The 21,005-nt window shown below is 58.8% G+C and carries 17 protein-coding genes and 1 other annotated feature; of the genes, 11 read left to right on the plus strand and 6 right to left on the minus strand.

Going from position 1 to position 21,005, the window contains the following annotated elements; all coding sequences use genetic code 11:
• Window positions 1-28: 28 nt before the first annotated feature.
• The gene (locus tag ACFSKT_RS01375; RefSeq protein ID WP_377720010.1) at window positions 29-877 is read right to left on the minus strand and encodes an AraC family transcriptional regulator; all 849 of its coding nucleotides are present in this window, start codon (window positions 875-877) and stop codon (window positions 29-31) included.
• A 221-nt stretch (window positions 878-1,098) separates the two neighbouring features.
• Here ACFSKT_RS01375 and melA point away from each other — a divergent pair, with 221 nt between their 5' ends.
• Complete coding sequence (gene melA / locus ACFSKT_RS01380; protein WP_377720011.1) at window positions 1,099-2,397, plus strand: alpha-glucosidase/alpha-galactosidase; 1,299 nt, start codon at window positions 1,099-1,101, stop codon at window positions 2,395-2,397.
• An 88-nt stretch (window positions 2,398-2,485) separates the two neighbouring features.
• Here melA and ACFSKT_RS01385 read toward each other — a convergent pair whose 3' ends face one another.
• Entirely contained in the window at window positions 2,486-2,980 is a 495-nt protein-coding gene (locus tag ACFSKT_RS01385; RefSeq protein WP_377720012.1) for a hypothetical protein, read from the minus strand.
• Window positions 2,981-3,119: 139 nt separating this feature from the next.
• Here ACFSKT_RS01385 and ACFSKT_RS01390 point away from each other — a divergent pair, with 139 nt between their 5' ends.
• The gene (locus ACFSKT_RS01390; protein WP_377720013.1) at window positions 3,120-4,433 is read left to right on the plus strand and encodes a hypothetical protein; all 1,314 of its coding nucleotides are present in this window, start codon (window positions 3,120-3,122) and stop codon (window positions 4,431-4,433) included.
• A gap of 107 nt (window positions 4,434-4,540) precedes the next feature.
• Here ACFSKT_RS01390 and ACFSKT_RS01395 read toward each other — a convergent pair whose 3' ends face one another.
• The 3 genes from ACFSKT_RS01395 to pdxR form a co-directional block, all read right to left on the minus strand.
• The gene (locus tag ACFSKT_RS01395; RefSeq protein WP_377720014.1) at window positions 4,541-5,818 is read right to left on the minus strand and encodes a methyl-accepting chemotaxis protein; all 1,278 of its coding nucleotides are present in this window, start codon (window positions 5,816-5,818) and stop codon (window positions 4,541-4,543) included.
• Between the two features lie 82 nt (window positions 5,819-5,900).
• Entirely contained in the window at window positions 5,901-7,112 is a 1,212-nt protein-coding gene (locus ACFSKT_RS01400) for an MFS transporter (protein ID WP_377720015.1), read from the minus strand.
• 187 nt (window positions 7,113-7,299) lie between these two features.
• A complete protein-coding gene (pdxR, locus tag ACFSKT_RS01405; RefSeq protein ID WP_377720016.1) occupies window positions 7,300-8,724 on the minus strand; it encodes a MocR-like pyridoxine biosynthesis transcription factor PdxR in 1,425 nt (474 codons plus the stop codon).
• Window positions 8,725-8,837: 113 nt separating this feature from the next.
• On the opposite strand from pdxR, the gene ACFSKT_RS01410 reads away from it, so the two are divergent.
• The 3 genes from ACFSKT_RS01410 to ACFSKT_RS01420 all read left to right on the plus strand — a co-directional run bounded on the left by ACFSKT_RS01410 (window position 8,838) and on the right by ACFSKT_RS01420 (window position 11,177).
• Window positions 8,838-9,821: an aldo/keto reductase gene (locus tag ACFSKT_RS01410; RefSeq protein WP_377720017.1), complete on the plus strand. Its 984-nt coding sequence runs from the start codon at window positions 8,838-8,840 to the stop codon at window positions 9,819-9,821.
• Between the two features lie 56 nt (window positions 9,822-9,877).
• Complete coding sequence (locus tag ACFSKT_RS01415) at window positions 9,878-10,243, plus strand: DUF4180 domain-containing protein (protein WP_377720018.1); 366 nt, start codon at window positions 9,878-9,880, stop codon at window positions 10,241-10,243.
• Between the two features lie 247 nt (window positions 10,244-10,490).
• Window positions 10,491-11,177, plus strand: coding sequence for a copper resistance CopC family protein (locus ACFSKT_RS01420; protein ID WP_377720019.1), 687 nt, complete (start codon window positions 10,491-10,493; stop codon window positions 11,175-11,177).
• Window positions 11,178-11,272: 95 nt separating this feature from the next.
• Here the strand turns inward: ACFSKT_RS01420 and ACFSKT_RS01425 are convergent, their stop codons facing one another.
• Complete coding sequence (locus ACFSKT_RS01425) at window positions 11,273-12,466, minus strand: ROK family protein (RefSeq protein ID WP_377720020.1); 1,194 nt, start codon at window positions 12,464-12,466, stop codon at window positions 11,273-11,275.
• 315 nt (window positions 12,467-12,781) lie between these two features.
• Here ACFSKT_RS01425 and ACFSKT_RS01430 point away from each other — a divergent pair, with 315 nt between their 5' ends.
• The 6 genes from ACFSKT_RS01430 to asd all read left to right on the plus strand — a co-directional run bounded on the left by ACFSKT_RS01430 (window position 12,782) and on the right by asd (window position 20,889).
• Window positions 12,782-13,411 (plus strand): chromate transporter, encoded by a 630-nt coding sequence (locus ACFSKT_RS01430; protein ID WP_377720021.1) that lies wholly within the window; start codon window positions 12,782-12,784, stop codon window positions 13,409-13,411.
• A gap of 15 nt (window positions 13,412-13,426) precedes the next feature.
• Window positions 13,427-13,966, plus strand: coding sequence for a chromate transporter (locus tag ACFSKT_RS01435; RefSeq protein WP_377720022.1), 540 nt, complete (start codon window positions 13,427-13,429; stop codon window positions 13,964-13,966).
• A 148-nt stretch (window positions 13,967-14,114) separates the two neighbouring features.
• Window positions 14,115-15,590 (plus strand): protein adenylyltransferase SelO, encoded by a 1,476-nt coding sequence (locus ACFSKT_RS01440; protein WP_377720023.1) that lies wholly within the window; start codon window positions 14,115-14,117, stop codon window positions 15,588-15,590.
• A 361-nt stretch (window positions 15,591-15,951) separates the two neighbouring features.
• A complete protein-coding gene (locus ACFSKT_RS01445; protein WP_377720024.1) occupies window positions 15,952-18,531 on the plus strand; it encodes a rhamnogalacturonan lyase in 2,580 nt (859 codons plus the stop codon).
• 164 nt (window positions 18,532-18,695) lie between these two features.
• A complete protein-coding gene (locus ACFSKT_RS01450; RefSeq protein WP_377720025.1) occupies window positions 18,696-19,277 on the plus strand; it encodes an NAD(P)H-dependent oxidoreductase in 582 nt (193 codons plus the stop codon).
• Window positions 19,278-19,392: 115 nt separating this feature from the next.
• Window positions 19,393-19,660: a binding site (T-box leader), on the plus strand.
• Between the two features lie 143 nt (window positions 19,661-19,803).
• A complete protein-coding gene (gene asd, locus ACFSKT_RS01455) occupies window positions 19,804-20,889 on the plus strand; it encodes an aspartate-semialdehyde dehydrogenase (protein ID WP_377720026.1) in 1,086 nt (361 codons plus the stop codon).
• Window positions 20,890-21,005 lie beyond the last annotated feature (116 nt).

A 21,005-nucleotide genomic window follows, 5' to 3' on the forward strand; every position in this document is an offset into this window, starting at 1 on the left:
CGCTGCGCTGCAGGGTCTGGCCATTCGATTACCCGTTTGGAAGGCGAGCGTTAATCTGCTTGCGATAGACGCTGGGCGACGAGCCGACCGTTTTCTTGAACATTTTGGAGAATAAGAACGGATCCAGATAGCCGACGGAGCGGGACACGTCGCTGATCGACAGCTCCGGCTGGCGAAGCAGCTCGGCCGCCTGCTTCATGCGAACATGCAGCAGATAGCCCTGCAGCGACATCCCGAGGTGCGCTTGGAACAGACTGGAAAGATACGTCCGGTTCAGGCCGATTCGGCGTGCGATGTCTTCGACCGCGATGCGCTGGCTGTAATGATGGCTAATCCATTCGACCGCCTGACGAATATACGACTCCTTGGAGGCGGCGGGTCTGGCATCCGGGGCGTCCTCCGCGGCGTTCACCAGCTCGGCCAGAAACCGGTACAGGATGCTTTGATAGCGGAGGTCGGCGCCGCGTTGATCGGCAACCGAGAGGCATTCGTCGTGGAATCGTTCCATATAAGAGGCGTCCGACGCTCGAAACACGGGCTTGGCATCGCTCAATCCGGTACGGGCGATAAGTCCGTGCGCTTCTAGGCCGTTGAACCCCATCCACGTGTACGTCCAAGGATCATAGGGATCGGCTTCATAATGAATCAGCTTGCCTGGCATAATGAGAAATCCGCTGCCGGCTTCAAGGGTATGCGTTTGTCCGTTGCTGTGGACTTGACCGCGCCCGCGGTGGACGTAATGCACGATGAAGGCATCGCGCAGCCCGGGTCCCCAGGCATGGCGGGGCGGACAATGCTCGAGCCCGTAGAAGAGCAGCCGAAGCTTCACGGGATCCTGCCCGGCCGAGCCAAGGACATTCTCCATCATCGTTTCCATTGCTTCACGCTCCTTTCCTGCACGACCATCCGAGTTCAACAGGGTGAAATGGCGAAAAAGTGCCGATGCCGTATTATAACAGGAAAACAGACCTTATTTGTAGATGATAGCGCTGTACAACTGGCATTATGACAGGAAATACAGGTCTAGCTCCATGTTCATCCCGGCGGCCTCCCGATATAGTGGACCTATAACGCGAAAATAGCAGGAGGTTATCCCTTATGTCCAAAATTACATTCCTAGGGGCGGGCAGCACCGTGTTCGCCAAAAACGTTCTCGGCGACGTCATGCTGACGCCCGCGCTGCAAGGCTTCGAGCTCGCGCTCTTCGATATCGATCCGGAGCGGCTGCGGGAATCGGAGGTGCTGCTGAACAATATCCGCCAGACGTCGGGCAGCCGCTGTACCGTGAAGGCCTACACGGACCGCAAGGAAGCGCTGAGGGGCGCATCGTACGTCATTAACGCGATTCAAGTCGGCGGCTATGACCCGTGCACGATCACGGATTTCGAAGTGCCGAAGAAATACGGCCTTCGTCAGACGATCGCCGATACGGTGGGCATCGGAGGCATTTTCCGCAACCTGCGCACCATCCCGGTCATGCTCGATTTTGCCCGGGATATTCGGGAGGTATGTCCGGATGCCTGGTTCCTGAACTATACCAATCCGATGGCGGTGCTGACGAACGTGCTGGCCGGCGCGGGCGGGGTGAAAGCGGTCGGACTCTGCCACAGCGTGCAGGTGTGCGTGCCCGATCTGTTCCGGTCGCTCGGCATGGATGCGGAAGGGGTCCAGGCGCGCATCGCCGGTATCAATCATATGGCGTGGCTGCTGGAAGCAAAGAAGGACGGCGTCGATCTGTACCCGGAGATCAAACGCCGGGCGGCGGAGAAGCAGAAGGAAAAGCATCACGACATGGTGCGCTTCGAGCTCATGTTACGGTTCGGCTACTACGTGACCGAGTCATCCGAGCATAATGCCGAATACCACCCGTATTTCATCAAACGCCAATATCCGGAGCTGGTCGAGCGGTTCAACATTCCGCTGGACGAATATCCGCGACGCTGCGTCGAGCAAATCAAGGGCTGGAAGAGCATGCGCGAATCGCTGCTGGCCAATGAAAACCTCCAGCACAGCCGGTCGCATGAGTACGCGTCGTACATCATGGAAGCGATGGAGACGAACGTGCCGTTCAAGATCGGCGGCAACGTGCTGAATACCGGCCTGATCACCAATTTGCCGAAAGAAGCCTGCGTCGAGGTGCCGTGCCTGGTCGATGCTTCCGGCGTCACGCCGACCTATGTCGGCGATCTGCCGCCGCAGCTGGCCGCGCTGAACCGCACCAACATCAATACGCAGCTGCTGACGATCGAGGCGGCGCTGACGGGCAAGAAGGAGCATATCTACCATGCCGCGCTGCTCGATCCGCACACCTCGGCGGAGCTGTCGATCGACGATATTGTCGCACTGTGCGACGATTTGATCGAAGCGCACGGGGACTGGCTGCCGACTTACCGCTAAACGAAGACACGGCTCTCTTACGATGATCCGAAAATACCAAAACGGCGTGCACCCGTACAGGGGCACGCCTTTGCTTCGTATCAACGACTCACGCCACGCCGCCTGTCCGCGAGCCGCGGCCGATCGTAAATTCCGCGTCTTCGCCCTCGTACCATAGCTGGAACAGGTAGAGCAAGACGGCCGTGAAGAGCAGAATGCCGTAAAGCTGCCAGCCGGTAATCCGCAAATCGATTAAATTCATCTTCCGCAGGACTCCGGGCATCACGAACGAGAAGAAGGCGTCGATCGCTATATTGACAATCGCGTACATCCACCATTTATGAAATGTATAAGCCAGAATCCAGATCGTCCCGATCAGGAAAACGCCGTAGACGAGCGGAAAATCGATCACGCTGGACCATGCGAACATCGGCCGTTCGATGATCCACCAGTGATAATGCCTGGCCAGCTGGCTCGTGACGGTATTCAACAGCGACACGGCGAGCGCCGCGGGCAAATAGCGCCGAAGGATGCGGCCATCCATGAAGAACACCGTCAGCCAAGGCACGACCAGTCCCGACCACATGAAAACAAGCCCCAGCATGACAAACCTCCGTCCAATCGTTGTTACTGGTTAGATTTGCCCCATTTGGTCATCCCTATGCACCGCCGGATACGCTATACTAAAGGGGACAATGTTCATGCGAAAGGAAAGCGAAGGAACGATGCAAAGGGGTCGAACAATGTACAAATGGATGGCTGCTTGTCTAGTCGTCGCGTCGCTTGCCGGCTGCGCGGAGGTGGATTATCCGGCGGCGCCGGATTCGAATATGCTTCCCGTAGCCAAGACGAGGCAAGAAAAGGCGCCGCATCCTTCGGGGACGAAAGCCGAGCCTATTCAAGCAGCGGCATCGCGCGAGGAGAACGGACAGGCGGTCATCGAAGAAATCGGCGGGCAATCGTTCGAGACCGAATTCGAGGCTTGGGGCAAGGTCCGGTTCGTGGCGGCCAAGCGAATCGAACCGAGCGGGTTCGCCACGCTTCAATTGTCCGTCCAAGGTCGCAACGGAAATTTGCTTCAAGCGTTTCCGGCGACGGATCTGACGCAAGGGCGAAGTTTGCGTACGGTAACCGCCGTTTCGTTCCGGGACGTGGACGGCAACGGACAGCGGGACGTGATCGTGCTCGCGGAATACGAAGCCAGGCCCGAGGCGGGGGAGAAGGGATCTGCCTATGTCACGATTCCATCGATCTATCTGCAGCGGGGCAAACGTTTCGTGTCGGATACGCAGCTGGAAGACCGGTTGTTCGCCGCGGGTCATATAACGACGATCATGGACGTGATGGGATACCTGCGCAGCCGGCAATCTAACCAACCGTCGGGAGACGCGCGCGTACCGGGCGGGGCCGCAATGCCGGATGAGGCGAAGCTCCGCAGCCTATGCTGGACGGCCAAGAGCGGGAACTATGACGAAAGCGGCATTATCGATCTCTATACAGAAGCCTACACGGGCTCCAACCAGGACGCGGACTGGACATTCTCCGAGATGGACGAGGATATGATGTACGGCGAACTCGGCGGGTGCTTCCGGGAAGCGACCGAAGCGACGACCGCCGAAGACGAAGCGCTCCGAAAGCATGCGGAAGGGGTCGCGGACGCGGTGGAGCGCATCTTGCTGGCCAAATCGGCCATCGATTATTACTATAATGGCGGCGGCTCGATGTGGATGCACCTGGCGAATCGGACGCACGGCATATATGGCTATCGGATTTACCGCTATATCAAGATGAAGCAGCAGGCCAGCGGACAAGAAACCGCCAAATACGACGCATTGGCGCAGGAGCTGGAAGCGGACATGAGGTACTGGGAAGGCCAGTCGGTCGATCCCGTATTTACGTACAGCGGCATTGGGTATGAGAACAAGCAGCCGGACTATGACGATGAGGTGCTTGCCTTGAAGGAAGGGGTGCAGTCACTCCGAGCCTTGACGGCCCGCAAGGACAAGGCGAGCATCTACTTGTTGAACTTTCTGGCCAAAGATTTAGTAGAGTATTAATGGCAGGCTGGCGCATCCGCCGATTCCGCCAAAAAAAGCTGTCCGCGAATGAAACGCGGACAGCTTTTTTGGGATGGATTCCGAACTCGGGGGGGCGAACGCAAGACTTATTTCGCGACGTTGAAATTGGCCATGAGCCCGTTCAGTCGTTCGCTCAGCTTGTGCAGCTCATCGCCTTGCTCGGCGATTTCCGTCATCGCGCGGTTGATATTGCCGGCCAGCTCGGACAGATTCTGCGTGCTGACGTTCGAGCTGCCTGCCGAAGCGGCCATGTCGTCCACGGAGGCGGATACTTCCTCGCCCGCCGCCGCCAGCTGTTGGCCAACGGACGAAATATCGCCAAGCTTGCTGTTAATCCCTTCGACATCGGCGAGCACCTGCAGCATATTGCGTTCCATGGCCGCCATCTGATTGAGGCTGGCGCGGATTTCTTGCTCGGATTGCTCCATGCCGGTGATCGCGTGAGCCGAGTTTTGTTCAATGCCAGTGATCAAGTTGCCAATTTGCTCGGCGGATTGATTCGTCTGGTTGGCCAGGTTGCGCACTTCACCCGCGACGATCGCGAAGCCGCGGCCGTGTTCACCCGCCCGCGCCGCTTCGATGCTAGCATTCAGCGCCAGCAAATTCGTCTGCTGGGCGATCGTGCCGATCGTTTGGACGAAGTGGCTGATTTGTCGGCTTCCTTCCAAAAACTGGGCAATAATCGCGGACAACGAGGAGAATGTTTCGTTGACGCGATCCATTTGCGCTTTCATGGCGCTCATTTCGCCGCGAGCTTGCGCCGCGGTGCCGGCGGCGTTGGTGGAGACGGCCGCGGCTTCGGCCGCCCCTTCGGCGATCCGAACGACGCCTAGCGCCATTTCTTCTACGGCGCGCGAGCATTCCGCCGCGGACTGCGATTGACGCTCGGCCGCCGAAGCGGAACGCTGGATATTCTCGTTCATTTCGCGATAATCCCTGCGCGTCTCTTCGAGCTGGCCATGAAGGCAGCCGATGTTGCCGCGGACGCCGTCGGAGACGCTCTTCGCCTCGCCGACCAACTCGTTCAGTCCCTGGCGCATGCCGTTCATTGGTACGCCGAACCGATTCAGCGGCCCGAGATTGCTCAGGTTGATGTCACGCGTAAGGTCGCCTTTGGCGATCGTGGAAATGAAAGTCTCGATCTCGCGGAACGGCTTCGCGTAAGCGGCGAAGTTCGTGAACCCAAAGACGGCTGTGCCGACCGGCACCCAGATTAACATCCATAGATGCTCGGAGAGCGCCATGTCTCCGCCCGTGCACAGCCATGTCAGTCCAAGCGCGACCCCCGTAATGACAAGGCCTTGAATGATGTTGCGAATGAGATACAGGACCAATTTTTTGGTGATTTCTTGCTTGGTATTCATAGAACCACCTTCCCCTCTGCCTATATAGCTTTCAGTCTTCCATTTATATCGGCAGAAGAGAGACGATTATGAAATGGTTATTTCAGCCTTCTATGTGGTAAACCTTGCAGCGTATGCGCTTAATTACGATAGGAGCACATATTCCAAACCCATAAGCCGCGCACAACGCTCCGACAAAACCATACCCGCCGAATACATCGAAATGGGCCGATGCGAGCCCGAAGCCGAAGGAGCTGGCGGCCAGCACGGCGTTCAGACCAAGCGATTGGAAGGAATCGATCGTCGCCCGCATAGAGGATTCGATCCGGCGATGCAAATAGCCGGTTGCGATCGGCTCGGCGATCCCGGCCGCCAGACTCGTCAGCAGCATGGCGGCAAGGCTGCAAGGATGATGGACGAACGCGGCGAACAAGAATCCGGCCGACGCGAGCAGCGTCGCGGCAAGAAGCGGCGGTCTCGCGCCATACCGGAGGAGCAGCCGATGTGCCAGCAGATTGCCTGGCAGCCCGAGCAGCATGATGACGGCGGAGAACAACCCGAAATAGGCGACGGGAACAGCCAAACGAGCCAAGTAGATCTGCCAGAATTCATAGAGAAAGCTGATCGAAGAGCCGATCACCATGCCGGTGAAGACGACCGACCGGACGTCGGCATGGGTCTTGAAAAAACTTGCGGACGCCCGTAAATAATCCAGCGGATTGCGTTGACTGCCTTCGTCATCGTCGTCTTCGGCTCTGACTCGAACTTCCGCGAGCGTGGCCGTTAGTCCGATCACGGTCAGGGCGCTGGCGACGGACAGCCAATAATGCAGCTCGAGCTCGAATTTCCCGGCTAGCAAACCGCCGGAGAGCGCGGCCAAGATCGCGGCGACTAGATCCAGCGCGTTCAATCGGCCCAAGATTTTCTCGAAGTCTTCGGCGCGTCCGGCCGCGAGCATGCCATCATACAGGAGCGCGTTCTCCGCGCCGCTGCCGGCCGAACGGCTGATGCCGGCCAGCACGATGGCCAAGGCGAAATGCCAGAACGCATGGGCGTAGACGAGAATGAGCAGTTCCGCCGCATATAGGGAAGCCGATAACAGCAGCATTTGCTTTCGGCCCCATCGATCGGCCAGAATGCCGGTCGGAACCTCCAACAGGACGACCGTCGCCGCGAAAATGATTTCCGTATGGGTCACCATCTGGATCGTCATGCCGCGCGACTCCCAGAATAGCCGTTCAATGACGTAAGCGGGAATCAGACTTGCGAAGAATCGAATTAGATACAGCTTGCGCACATTGTAATGGTTGTTCACCGTTCGTGCTCCTCTCGTAGTGGATGCGGTTGCATCGCCTAGAGGCGGGTCGCGCGAACGCCTAATGAACGGGTCGGCAGATTAACAGGGCGGTCTTGGTTTGGACATGGCGATTCGCTCCTCCTGAATCCAAGAATGTCATGCGATCTTGCTTCTAGTATATCCCAACTTCCCCCATTTCGCGCGATTAGTCGGGTCGATAACCGTGCGCCGCGGCATAGTCATAGAGGCGGCGGATGCCTTCATCAATGATCGGGATGCTCAAATTACCGTAGCCCAGCACAATGCCATCTTGAGCGTCGGCGTTCAAGATCGCGTACTCCCGGCAGGTTTCCGCCTTGAACCCGAATGCCTCCGTATTCGCCCACGATAACGCGGACAATGTGTCTTCACGGAATGCGACCCGCAGATGCATCCCTGCTTCGTCGCCGTCGATCGCGACCGAGTGGCCGAAATAGCGGTGTAGCGCGTCGATCAACGCTTGGCGGCGTTTCTTGTATAGTTTCTTCATGGCCAGTATATGCCGTTCATAATGACCGTCGGCCATAAACCCGGCTAATGCTTGCTGCGCGGCAGGCGGCGTATACAGATTGAGCGCTTCTTTGGCGGCGGCGAAGGTATCAATGAGCGTCGGCGGCAAGAGAACGAACCCGATCCTTAAACCGGGCGACAGCGTCTTGCTGAACGTACCGATATAGAGAACCCGATCCGGGGCCTGCGTGTACAGCGGCGGGACGGGCATGCCCTTGAGACGGAATTCGCTGTCGTAATCGTCCTCCAGCAGATAGGCATCCGCTTCCTCGGCCATTCGGATCGCTTTCTTCCTCCGTTGGATCGAGAGCAAACTGCCGACCGGAAATTGATGGGAGGGCGTGACCAGCGCGAGATGGCCTTGGCGAAAGCCGTCCAGCGCATCGAAATTCATGCCGGCTTGATCGACCGGAACGGGGACGATCCGGTAGTGCATGTGCTTGAAAATATCGCGCGCGAACGGGATGGTTGGATCTTCGACGTAGATAGCGCGATAACGCGACTGCAGGGCCGCGGCCGATAGCAGCATGCCTTCCGACGCGCCGGAGACGATCATGATCCGCCCGGCCTCGCATCGGATGCCTTTCGCCCGGAACAGGTAGCCTTGGATTTCGCGCCGCAGCTGGTCGTTTCCGAAGACAGAACCGTATCCTGGCGACCGATCCGCAGGATGCTCCACGGCTTCCTTCATATATTTGGCCCACACCTTGGCCGGGAACGACGAGCCATCCGGAACGCCTGTCGCGAAATCGATGATCCCGCTGCTGGTAACGGGCAGAGGCGGATTCGGCAGCTTATCCGTCTCGGGCGGGCGCAACCCACGTTCATCCGACATGCGAATACCGCCCGCGACGTAGGTACCCGAGCCGATCCGGCCTTCGAGATAGCCCTCGGCGGTCAGCTGCTCGTAGACTTCGATGACGATGTTGCGGGCAATTCCCCATTCCTTGGCGAGCTGTCGAGTGGGCAATAGCCTCGCCCCGGAGGGCAACGCACCGGATTCGATCATGGCGCGCAGCTGCCCGCAAATTTGCTTCATGGCCGATTCGGACTTAGCCGGATCGATATGGATGCCGTACATAGCTGGCCTCCTTCCATAATTGGTTCTTAGAATTTTAGATTATTTGGCTCTTATTCGGAGCCATTCATCCTATTATACTGAAGTGGACTCAGACGGAATAGGGAGGAATTGGCATGAAACGAACATTGGGCAAAAGCGGGCTGGCCATTAGTCCGCTCGGCTTGGGCTGTTGGGCGATCGGCGGACCATTCACATTGGGCGGGATCGAGGACGGATGGGGCGCGGTCGACGACAACGAGTCCATCGCGGCCATTCATGCCGCGCTCGAGGCAGGCGTCAACTTTTTCGATACGGCGGATGCATATGGGGCGGGGCATAGCGAGATTATACTGGGCCAAGCGCTTAAGGGGAGGCGAAGCGAGGTCGTCATTGCCACGAAATTCGGGTACACGAACAATCCCGCCGCCCGCGAAGTCTATCTGCGCCATGACGTGACGCCCGAATACATTCGCAAGGCATGCGAGCATTCGCTGCGTCGCCTTGGCACCGACTATATCGACCTCTATCAGATCCACGTCGGCATGCTGAACGAGAAGGAGACGGATTCCGCGCTGCTCGCGTTGAACCGGCTGCGGGAAGAGGGATTGATCCGCAGCTACGGCTGGAGTACGTGGGATGTCGGACGGGCGACGGTCATGGCAGAGCAGCAGGGAGCCGTGGCGATTCAGCATGCGCTTAATGTCCTGCAGGACGCGCCGGATCTGGTTGGGCTGTGCGAATCCAAGGGGCTCGCGAGCATCAATAATTCCCCCCTTGCGATGGGGCTGCTCAGCGGCAAGTTTCACGGCGGTTCGCGGCTTGCGCCGACCGACGTGCGCGGCAGCGGCCACGAGTGGGTCGCCTACTTCAAGGACGGCAAGCCGGTGCCGGAATATCTGGATATGCTGGAGTCGGTCCGCGAAATATTGACGAGCGGCGGGCGGTCGCTCGTGCAAGGCGCGCTTGCCTGGATTTGGGGAAGAAGCGAAGCCACCGTGCCTATACCGGGCTTTAAGACAAGGCAGCAAGCGGAGGAGCTGGCGGGGGCAGTCGGGCACGGACCCTTATCGCGCGCCCAGATGGACGAGATACGCACGCTGCTCGCTTCCTTCCGTTAATCGCTTGCGGTTTGGCGGCGCTAACCCTATAATCCCATTATGCAGGAGGGATGAAGATGGAGATCAGGATCAAACAAGCTGGCGGCGTGCAGGTCGCCGTCCTTGAAGCCGAAGCGCCCCTAATTACGGATGTCCAGTCCGCGCTCGATCTGATGGCCACGGTCCGGTACGAAACCGGCTGCGACCGAATCGTCGTGAGGAAGGAGCAAATCGCCGAGCCGTTCTTCGATCTGAAGACGCGAATCGCGGGCGAGATTTTGCAGAAATTCATCAACTACCAATTCAAATTCGCGGTCGTCGGCGATTTCTCCGGCTATGAGAGCAAGAGCTTGCGCGATTTCTTCCGCGAGAGCAACAACGGCAGGGACGCGTTCTTCGTGCCGAACGAAGAAGAGGCGCTAGCAAAATTGAGCATCGCGTAACATGGCATTAGTGCCGGGATGCATGCAAATCGCGTGCTAGCGTCGGCGCCGCGCAAGCGACACGGTCGCGGCCGAGTTACCGTCACGTTTATGCGCCTAAGCCTCCGTCCGCATGACGGAGGTTTTTTATGTTCAGCTGAGCGAGGGGAGGCTAAAGGTGGCGGGCATAGCCCTAAAGAGTCATGCCGATCGTCAGTCGTTGTGGTAGACTCGAGGCGAACTTAGAGATGGAGGAGAAGATTCGATTTTGCGCAAATCATTGCATTCATTATGGCTCATCGCGATCTTGCTGATGCTGCTGCCGACTAGCGCGCTGGCCCATACCGGCGTGAAGACATCCAGTCCGGCCAAAGGCGACGTCGTCACGACGCCGCTGACGCAGCTGGAATTAACGTTCAATACGGTCATTGAGCCGTTATCGTCACTAATCGTGACGAACGAAGCGGGAGAAGAGGTGCCCGTTACCGTCGAGATCGGCAAAGATAGCATGAAAGGCGTGCTCGAGCAGCCGCTGGTCAGCGGCACGTACACCGTCAAATGGCGGATCATCGGCGAGGACGGGCATAACGTCGACGGCGATTATACGTTTAAAGTCGAACGCCAAGCAGAAGAAACGCCGATGGCACCGAGCGAGCCGACGGCGAGCGCGGTCGGCGAGACGGGCGCCGCGGCGCCCGACCAGGAAGCGGCGGCTTCCGGGCAGACGAACGCTGCCGAAGGTTCGAATGTATCGACGCCGACTCCGGACGAACAGCCCCAAGCGGCGGTTGATAACCGTGATGCCGACACGGCAGTCACGCAGCAAGCCGAATCTGGTGCGGACGAGACGTCTGGCGGTACGATCAACGGTACCACGATTATGTGGGTCATATTCGGCGTGCTGCTGCTCGGCGGATTTGTGTTCGGCGTCGTGCGAATCGCGTCCAAATCGTAAGCTAGCGCATGAACTTGTTCCCAACAATACGAAGAAGCCGTCCTTGCCGGGTGCAAGGGCGGCTTCTTCGTATTGTTCGAACGCGGAAGGTTGATTCACACGGACATCGCTTTCCATACCATATGGGCCGCGCCGGTCGCGACGGCGTCTTCGCGCAGTACGCCCTTGGAGAAAGCGGGGACATACTCGGGATAATAATACGTATGCGTCAGCGCGACCTCGATGGCCGTCTGGTAGAACCGTTCATGCGCCGTGACGAGCGGGCCGCCGAGGATGATCAGCTCGGGGTGGAACACGTTGATCAAATTCGCGAGACCAATGCCGAAATGCCTGGCCGTCCGTAGAAACAGCTCCAGCACCTGCGCGTTGTTCTGGGACAGCTCGCTAAGCAGCCGGTCGTAGGCGATCGTGTCGGGCGAAGACTGGCGGAGCGGAAGCAGCTCGTCGCGCCGGATCTTGGCTTCCGTCTGTGCCAGCTTCTCCAGCGCACGCACGGAGACATACGATTCGAGCGCGCCGTAATTGCCGTGCGATCCGAGTCGCTCGCCGCCCGCCTGGATGATCATTTGTCCGATCGAGCCCTCCATGTCTACCTTCCCGTGCACGATCTGGCCATGGGACATCATGGCGGATCGCAGACTTACGCCCGCGTGTACATACAGCGCATGTTGAAGGTCAGGCCGCTCGTCCCGCATCGCCCACTGTTCGCCCATAAGGGCCGTATTCGCGCCGTTATCGAGCATGGCGGGGATGCCGGTCTCGCGCTCGATCAGCTCGCAAATCGGCACATCCGTCCAACCCGGCGCCCGGAAGTGCAGCGGCTTCAAGATACGGCCTTTCTCTCGGTCGAGCGGGCCGACCGCGCCGATCCCGATCCCGATGATAAGCTCGCGGCCCAGACGATGATCCTTCAGCATAGCGTCCAGTTGCCGGGCCGCATGCACCACGAACGCCTCGGGCGTCATATCTTCGTCCATCCGCCAGCGGATGAGCGTCTTCGCGTTCAGATGCAGATCGAACAGCCCAAGCGCCGAGTAAAACCTCGAGATCTCTAAGCCGACGATGTAGCCGCGCGAGGCGGACGCTTGATAGAGGATCGGCTTCCGCCCGCCGCTGGAAGGCCCAAAGCCCACCTCTTCAATATAGCCGTCCCCGGTTAGCTCCTCCAGCAGTCGATTCATCGTGCTGGTCGACAGCTCGTATTGTCCAAGCAGATCCGTCTTGGAGACGATGCCGCGCTTGGCAATGGACTGGTACACCAGCTTTTTGCGATTAACTTGATTGTCCATGATCGCTCCCTGCTTACCCGTTAAAGTTGATGCGATTACTAGATTCTCTCATCATAGCCGAAACGGCGGGAAAGAGCCATAACCGAATGCCAAGGCCTCGCTCCTTACAAAGCGGGATTCACACATCGGGATAGGAGGTGTTTTGTTCAATGAGAACGAAAGTGTACTAGATGTTCAATAATAAAGATAAGAATGAGGTTGGATAAGAATTAATGATGGCCTTTTCCGCTAATCTTTATTCCAAAATAAAATAAAGGCGTTATAATAGAAAGAAAGCGACAAACGAGCTTATCGGCCTAAAAGGAGTTAACAACCATGATCCTTGCCAAAAATAACGCTTTGCTATTCGATCTGTTCTGGACCTTCTGCCGAATAGGTCCGTCGGCGTTCGGCGGCGGTTATGCGATGATTCCGATCATCGAGCGGGAGGCGGTCGCGAAGCGCCAATGGATCCCCGAGTCCGAGCTTGGCGAGCTGTTAACGGTCGCCGGCACGGCGCCGGGGGGCGTCGGTGTCAATGCGGCCGCCTTCATCGGCTACCGCACCGCGGGCGTAGCTGGGGCGATCGCGGCGGTCGCGGGTATTACGCTGCCGACCTTCCTCATCGTATTCCTGCTTGGCCTCGGCTACTCTGCCTTCGGGCAGCATGCCAAGGTGGAGGCAGCGCTGCAAGGCATACACGGGGCGGTTATCGCGCTGATCGCTGCGGCGGCGTACAAGATGGCCAAGACGTCGTTGTTCGATAAAGCAACCGCAGGCGTTGCGGCGCTGGCGTTGATGCTGCTGATATGGACGCCGATTCATCCCGCGATCCTGATGGTATTGGGCGTGGCGGCGGGTATCGCGATCATCCGGGCCAAAGAACGACTCGGCATGCGCGCGCGCACCGAAAAGGCGCAGCCGAACGTCGGCGAAGCCGTCTATTATCCCGAATACTACATTTAATAAGGAGGTGGCGGCATGGGGTCATGGTGGGCGTTGTTTCTCGTCTTTCTCAAGGCGGGCTTGCTCTCCTTCGGCGGCGGTTATTCCGTCATGCCGATGATCGAGCGGGAAGTCACGGACCGGGGATGGATGGCATCGGGCGAATACCTGGAGCTGACCGCGGTGGCCGGATTGTCGCCGGGGCCGATGGCGACGAATACCGCGACGATGGTCGGCTACCATACGGCAGGCATACCCGGCGCCATCGCCGCTACCGCCGGCATCGTGCTGCCCTCGCTCTGCATCATCGTCCTCGCCGCCGCGTTTTGCGCGAAATTATCCCGTCATAAGTGGGTCCGCTCTTCGTTCTACGGCTTGCGGCCGATCGTAACGGGTCTTATTCTTTATGCCGCCTTATACGTCGGTTTTATTGCGCTGCCGAAGCCGCTGCTGGATTGGTCCACGTTCGCGACGCTCATGATCGCCGCCGGTTCGTTGCTCGTCATGATGCGCTACAAGTGGCATCCGTTCAAGGTCATTGTCGCGGCGGCCGTCGCGGGAATCGTGCTCTTCTAACCGAATGGCTGGCTTTGTTGGTCGCCGCCTGCTTGAATGGGTATAATAATCATACGATGAATGCAGAGGCATCCTTCACGATTTTCGCAGCGTATTCGCCACGTCATTATGCGGACCGTCCGCGTTCGCAAGAACAAAGGAGCAACTTATGACAGCAACCAACGAAACCCTTGCGGCAGGCTGGAACTTCGACAACAGTTACGCCCGCTTGCCGGATGCTTTCTATTCCAAACAGCAGTTGAACCCGGTCGAGGCCCCGGCACTCGTCGTCTTGAACGGCCCGCTTGCCGCATCGCTCGGCTTGAACGAGGAGCAGCTGCGAAGCGAAGCGGCGATTGAGGTGTTCGCGGGCAATCGCGCGCCCGATGGTGCCGAGCCGCTCGCGCAAGCGTACGCCGGTCATCAGTTCGGACATCTCAATATGCTGGGCGACGGCCGGGCGCTCCTGCTCGGTGAACAAATCACGCCTGCGGGCGAACGATTCGACATTCAGCTGAAGGGCTCGGGACGCACGCCGTATTCGCGCGGCGGGGACGGCCGGGCGGCGCTCGGTCCGATGCTGCGGGAGTACATCATCAGCGAGGCGATGCACGGACTCGGCATCCCGACGACCCGCAGTCTGGCCGTGGCCGCGACGGGCGAGTCGATCCAGCGCGGCGAGGAGCTGCCGGGCGCGGTGCTTACCCGTGTCGCTTCCAGTCATATCCGGGTCGGCACGTTCGTCTATGCGGCGGGCGCCTTGTCCGGCGAACACCTGGCCGCGATGGCCGACTATACGATCGAGCGTCATTATCCGCAAGCCGCCAATGCGGAGAACCGGTATCTCGCGCTGTTGGAAGGCGTCGCAGCCCGCCAAGCGTCGCTGATCGCGAAATGGCAGCTGGTCGGCTTCATCCACGGCGTCATGAACACCGATAACATGGCGCTCAGCGGGGAGACGATCGATTACGGGCCGTGCGCCTTCATGGATGTTTATGACCCCGCGACGGTGTTCAGCTCGATCGATACTCAGGGTCGCTACGCATATGGCCAGCAGCCGAAGATCGGAGCTTGGAATCTCGCCCGTTTCGCGGAAACGCTGCTTCCTCTTCTTCATGACGAGGAGCAGGAAGCGGTCAATTTGGCCCAGAAGGCGATTGAAGGCTATATGGATCAGTTCCACGCCCACCTGCTGTCGGGCATGCGGGCGAAACTCGGCTTGTTCGGCGAAGAAGCGGAAGACGAGGAGCTGATCGGACAGCTGCAGCAGCTCATGCAGACGCATCGGGCCGATTATACGAATACGTTCCGGTCGCTTACGATCGGGGAGCTTGAAGACAACGCGTTGTTCGGTTCCGATGACTTTAAGGAGTGGGAGCGCTCGTGGAAGGCGAGGCTGGCCCGCCAGCCGCAGGCGGAAGAAGCGTGGCGAGCGCTTATGCGCGCCAACAACCCTTCGGTAATTCCGCGCAACCATCGCGTGGAAGAAGCGCTCGAGGCCGCTTCGGAACGCGGCGATCTAGAGCCGATGCAGCGGCTGTTGTCCGCACTCGCTAATCCGTATGCCTATGCGCCGGAGCAAGAGGAGTTTGCCGACATGGCCGCATGCGGCGTCGGGCCGTACCGTACCTTCTGCGGGACGTAATCGACGGCGCGTTACATCGGCTGCCATTACGATTCTCCTGAAATCGCGTGCGCGATGGAACGATAAGATCAGCGTAATCAAGGGGGCGTAACCGCCCTCTTTTTTGCCGTTGTCTGCTTTTCTGCGGATCGGTTGATCTCGGGCAGGAGAGATTGCGAGGAGTTTCGATCCGACGACCACTGATTTTTAAACACAAAACACGGATATTTCGCTATGTTGCGATGGGAGTCATTCCTATAATAGGAACTGGCTTGCATGTTGAGGGCGAAAGGAGGACGACACGCATTCTGTTTTGTAAGCGCATCCATCTAGAACTCGGACGAGGAGCATGTACATATCCAGCACATTTAGGAGGGGTTTTATGGCAAAACGCAGCAAACGCATGCGCAAGACGTTCATCGCATCTTTGGCGGCGGTGACGATGGTGGCCGGTTCTGGCGGCATGGCCGCGGCAGGCAAGCCGAGCGATGGAGACGGAGGGCGGGCGAAGGCGGTACAGCTCGAGTATTTGGACCGCGGACTCGTGGCCGCAACCACCTCGGAAGGCGTTTTCTTGAGCTGGAGGCTGCTGGCAAGCGAAGCGAACGGCAGCACGTCCGCCGGTTTGACGGGCGCCGATTTTCGCGTCTATCGCAATGGCGTCAAGCTCGCGGACGTCAAGGACAGCACGAATTTCCTCGACCGCTCCGGGTCGGCGGAGGCCGTGTATACGGTCGCCACGCTCAACGGCGGACGCGAGGTTGGCATGAGCAAGGCAATCAAACCGTGGCAGAACGCTTATTTCGACCTCAAGCTGAACAAGCCTGCGGACGGCGTTACGCCGGCGGGCGAAGCATACACGTATGCGGCGAACGACATGAGCGTGGGCGATGTCGACGGCGACGGCGCTTACGAATATTTTGTGAAATGGGATCCGTCGAACGCGAAGGACGTCTCCCAGATCGGGTACACGGGCAATGTGTACATCGACTGTTACAAGATGGACGGCACGCTGCTGTATCGGATCGATCTCGGGGTCAACATCCGCGCAGGCGCGCACTATACGCAATTCATGGTGTACGACTTCGACGGGGACGGGAAGTCCGAGATGATGTTCAAGACGGCGCCGGGCACGAAGGTGATTCGATACGGCAAGAACGGCGTCGTAGAATCCGAAACGTATATCACGATGCCGAAGGCGGATCAGGCGGCGGGTTATTCGAATACCGACGACTATCGGCTCAGCAAGCAAGGTTATTACGACCACGTCGTTAATTTGTTCATGAATTGGCACAAGCACGAAGAAGTCGTGAACGGCCATTGGCCGGCGACGCTGGAGGAAGCCTTCGGCATCGAGAAGCAATACGCGTATCCGCTGTCTAAGGCGGACGCCGCTAAACTCACCGATTATTTCATGGACGTCTATGCGCCGAAGCGAAGCGCCCGCAATAATCTGAGAGCATTCGAGGGCTTCATTCTGAACGGACCGGAGTATTTGACCGTCTTCGGCGGCGCGGACGGACGCGAGCTGCAGACGATTCCGTACAAGCCGGGCCGCGGCGACGACGGCTTGATGTGGGGCGATTACGCGATGGCGCGGATCGAGCCGGGCAACCGGGTGGACCGTTTCCTGGCAGGCGTCGCGTACCTGGACGGGACGAAGCCGTACGCCGTATTCGCGCGCGGTTATTACACGCGTTCGACGCTGGTCTCGTACAGCTGGGACGGACGCAGCTTGAAGGAGCACTGGTACGTAGACAGCGGATGGACGCCGATGACGAATCCGTTCAATGACGGACCTCACGGACGCAGCGGTACCGATCCGGAGTATGGCGCGCTGACGACGCAGGGCTTCCACTCCTTGAGCGCTGCAGACGTGGACGGCGACGGCAAGCAGGAAATCGTCTATGGGGCGGCTACGATCGACGATGACGGATCGCTGCTCTACAGCTCGATGGCCGAGATGCCGCCCCAGAGCGCGGCGCCGGGCACGACGGCCCGACTCGGACACGGAGACGCCATGCACGTCGCGGATCTCGATCCGCAGCGCGACGGCATGGAGATCTTCACGGTCCATGAAGGCGGCGCCTACGCGCCTTATGGTTACGCGATGCGGGATGCCAAGAACGGCGAAGTGTTATGGGGCGGCTATACGGGCAAGGACACGGGACGCGGAATGGTCGGCGACGTCGATCCGGCGCATTCCGGCTATGAATCATGGGCGGGGATTCCGCTGTCGCCGGCCGGCGCGCTCTGGAACGCGAGCGGCAGCCAGATCGACTCCAAAGCGCCGGGCACGAATATGAGCATCAAGTGGGCGGCCGACATGACGACCCAAATCGTAGGCGGCGCGCTGGAGGTGACGCCGACCATCGACGACTGGAAGCGCGGGACGCTGCTGACCGCAGAGGGAATGCGTACGAACAACGGCACCAAGGGCAATCCATCGCTTGTAGCCGACATCTGGGGCGATTGGCGGGAGGAGCTGCTCGTTCGCAAGGCCGACAGCTCAGCCATCCGGATTTACACCAGCACGGAGCTAACGAACCGCAAGCTGTACACGTTGATGCACGATCCGCAATACCGGGCGGAGATCGCAAGGCAGAATACGACCTATAATCAGCCGTCGTATACAAGCTTCTACTTCGGTTCCGACATCGATTGGGCGAAGGTCCCGCTCCGCAAGCCTGACATGCCGGGGGTGCTGAGCTTGCTTGACAACGAGCTGGCTCGATTCAATGAGTCTGGTGAACTGTCCGGTCCGCTCGGCGAGCAGCTTGAAGCTTCGCTCAATCAGGCCAAGTACCATCATGACAAGGGGCAGCAGGAACAAGCGGCCAAGTCGATCGAGAAATTCCTCTCCCAACTGGAGAAGCGGGGGAGCAAAGACAAGGCGTCCGACGCTGCTGCGCTGCGGTTGACGGAGCTGGCCAATCAGCTGCTGGGCGTGTGGCAGGCGTAGTCCCGATTACAACGTGCATGCAAGAGATGCGCATGCGATAGCACCTAGAAGAGCACGGAGACGGTGCTCTTCTTTGGCGTAGCTTGATGCATAGTCCAGGCCGTCGCGGCCACAATAATGGGGTATGTTTACTTTCCATATTCATCTTAAGGGAGACGACTGCCATGAACGCGCTTCTCGTATTTGCACATCCTCACGAGGATAGTTTTAATCGCGCCATTCTGAACACGGCCTCGGACGCCTTGCGTGCGAACGGGCATGACGTCACGGTGCGGGACTTGTACAAGCTGAATTTCAACCCGGTGCTCACCGGTGAGGACACGTCCGCTATGCGCGCGGGCCGCACGCCGGAAGACATCCGGACCGAGCAGGAATATGTGGCCAAGGCCGACGTGATCGCGTTCATCTACCCGATCTGGTGGACGGGGCTGCCGGCAATATTGAAGGGCTATGTCGACCGCTCCTTCTCGTACGGATTCGCTTATCAATACAACAGCGAAGGCGGCATCGACAAGCTGCTCGCGGGCAAGCGAGGCGTCATCGTCAATACGTACGGCACGCCCGAAGAGGTCTACGAGTCGATCGGCATGACGGGCTCGCTGAAGCAGACGTCCGGTGGCGGCATTTTCGAATTTTGCGGCGTCGAAGTGGCTGAACATCTGCTGTTCGGCGGCGTTACGTCCGTATCGGACGACGTGCGCAAAGAGATGCTGGCCCGCGTGGACCGCGCATTCCGAGCCTTGTAATCCAATGCGGCACGAGCGTTTCCAACCCTAGGCAGCGTTGACAGCAAAATTTTCGCGAATTTTCTAAAAGGTTATTTACCTCGCGGGGGGTAATCTGTTATTATTAGCGCAACATTCAAATGCGTTGACGAGACGAGTAGATAAAGGATTACTTTCACAGAGAGCTCCGATTGCTGGGAAGGGGCAAAGGGACCTTTATCGAAGAAAGACTCCGAGCAGCGCGCCGGAACCCGATTATTGCGGGGGGTGGCGCGACAGGAGCTCCTGTTACAGAGCTAAAGTATACGCGCACGCCATGCGGGCGCCGTACTTGAAGAGGCCACAGGCGGCGACGTCTTGGCGAATCTGGGTGGTACCACGAGTATTCCAATCTCGTCCCTGAGACTTGCGTCTTGGGGGTGGGATTTTTTTATTGCCGTCGTCGTCGGTCCGCGCTCTAATCGTAACCGATTTCGGTGGTTTGAATAGGTTTTAATAGGTTGCCGCAATCATCTTCCATTACATTACCCGAAAGGATGAAACGCATATGTCGCAAAAATTGAAAGCCGGTATCGTCGGAGGTACGGGCATGGTCGGCCAACGCTTCGTGCAGCTGCTGGATGGGCATCCTTGGTTCGAGGTGACATCGATCGCCGCGAGCGCGGGCTCCGCCGGCAAAACTTACGAGGAAGCCGTTCGGGGGCGTTGGAAACTGGATACCCCGATCCCGGATGCGGTCAAACAAATCGTCGTGCAAGACGCTTCCAAAGTGGAAGAGGTCGCGGGCGGCGTCGATTTTATTTTCTGCGCGGTCGACATGAAGAAGGACGAAATCAAAGCGTTGGAAGAAGCGTACGCCAAGACGGGCACGCCGGTCATCTCCAACAACTCCGCGCATCGCTGGACGCCGGATATCCCGATGGTCATCCCGGAGATCAACCCGGGCCACATCGCAGTCATCGAATCGCAGCGCAAACGTCTGGGCACTTCGTCCGGCTTCATCGCCGTCAAGCCGAACTGCTCGATCCAGAGCTACGTGCCGGCGCTTAACGCGCTGCTCGATTATAAGCCGACCCAAGTCGTCGCCTCGACGTATCAAGCGATCTCGGGCGCAGGCAAGAACTTCACCGACTGGCCGGAGATGCTCGACAACGTCATTCCGTACATCGGCGGCGAGGAAGAGAAGAGCGAGCAGGAGCCGCTTCGCATCTGGGGCACCGTCGAGGGCGGACAGATCGTCAAGGCAAGCTCGCCGCTCATCACGACCCAGTGCATTCGCGTGCCGGTAACGGACGGTCACTTGGCGACCGTATTCGCCTCGTTCGAGAAGAAGCCGTCGAAGGAAGAGATTCTCGCGCGCTGGCTGAACTTCAAAGGCCGCCCGCAGGAGCTGCAGCTCCCGAGCGCGCCGAAGCAATTTATCACGTACTTCGAGGAAGAGAATCGCCCGCAGACGAAGCTTGACCGCGATATCGAACGCGGCATGGGCGTGTCGGTCGGACGTCTTCGCGAAGATTCGCTGTACGACTTCAAATTCGTCGGCCTGTCGCACAACACGCTGCGCGGCGCGGCTGGCGGCGCGGTGCTGATCGCCGAGCTGTTGAAGGCGGAAGGCTACATTCAACCGAAATAAGCAGATGAACGTCGGCAAGCGGGCCGGCGATCCCAAGCAGCAAGCATGTCGGATACGTCCGGCGGCTTGCTGCTTTTATTGTTTGGGCATGTCTTTGCCGCGGTTACTCGGTTGGC

This window comes from Paenibacillus xanthanilyticus (genome assembly GCF_042682185.1).
GTDB lineage: Bacteria > Bacillota > Bacilli > Paenibacillales > Paenibacillaceae > Paenibacillus_Z > Paenibacillus_Z xanthanilyticus.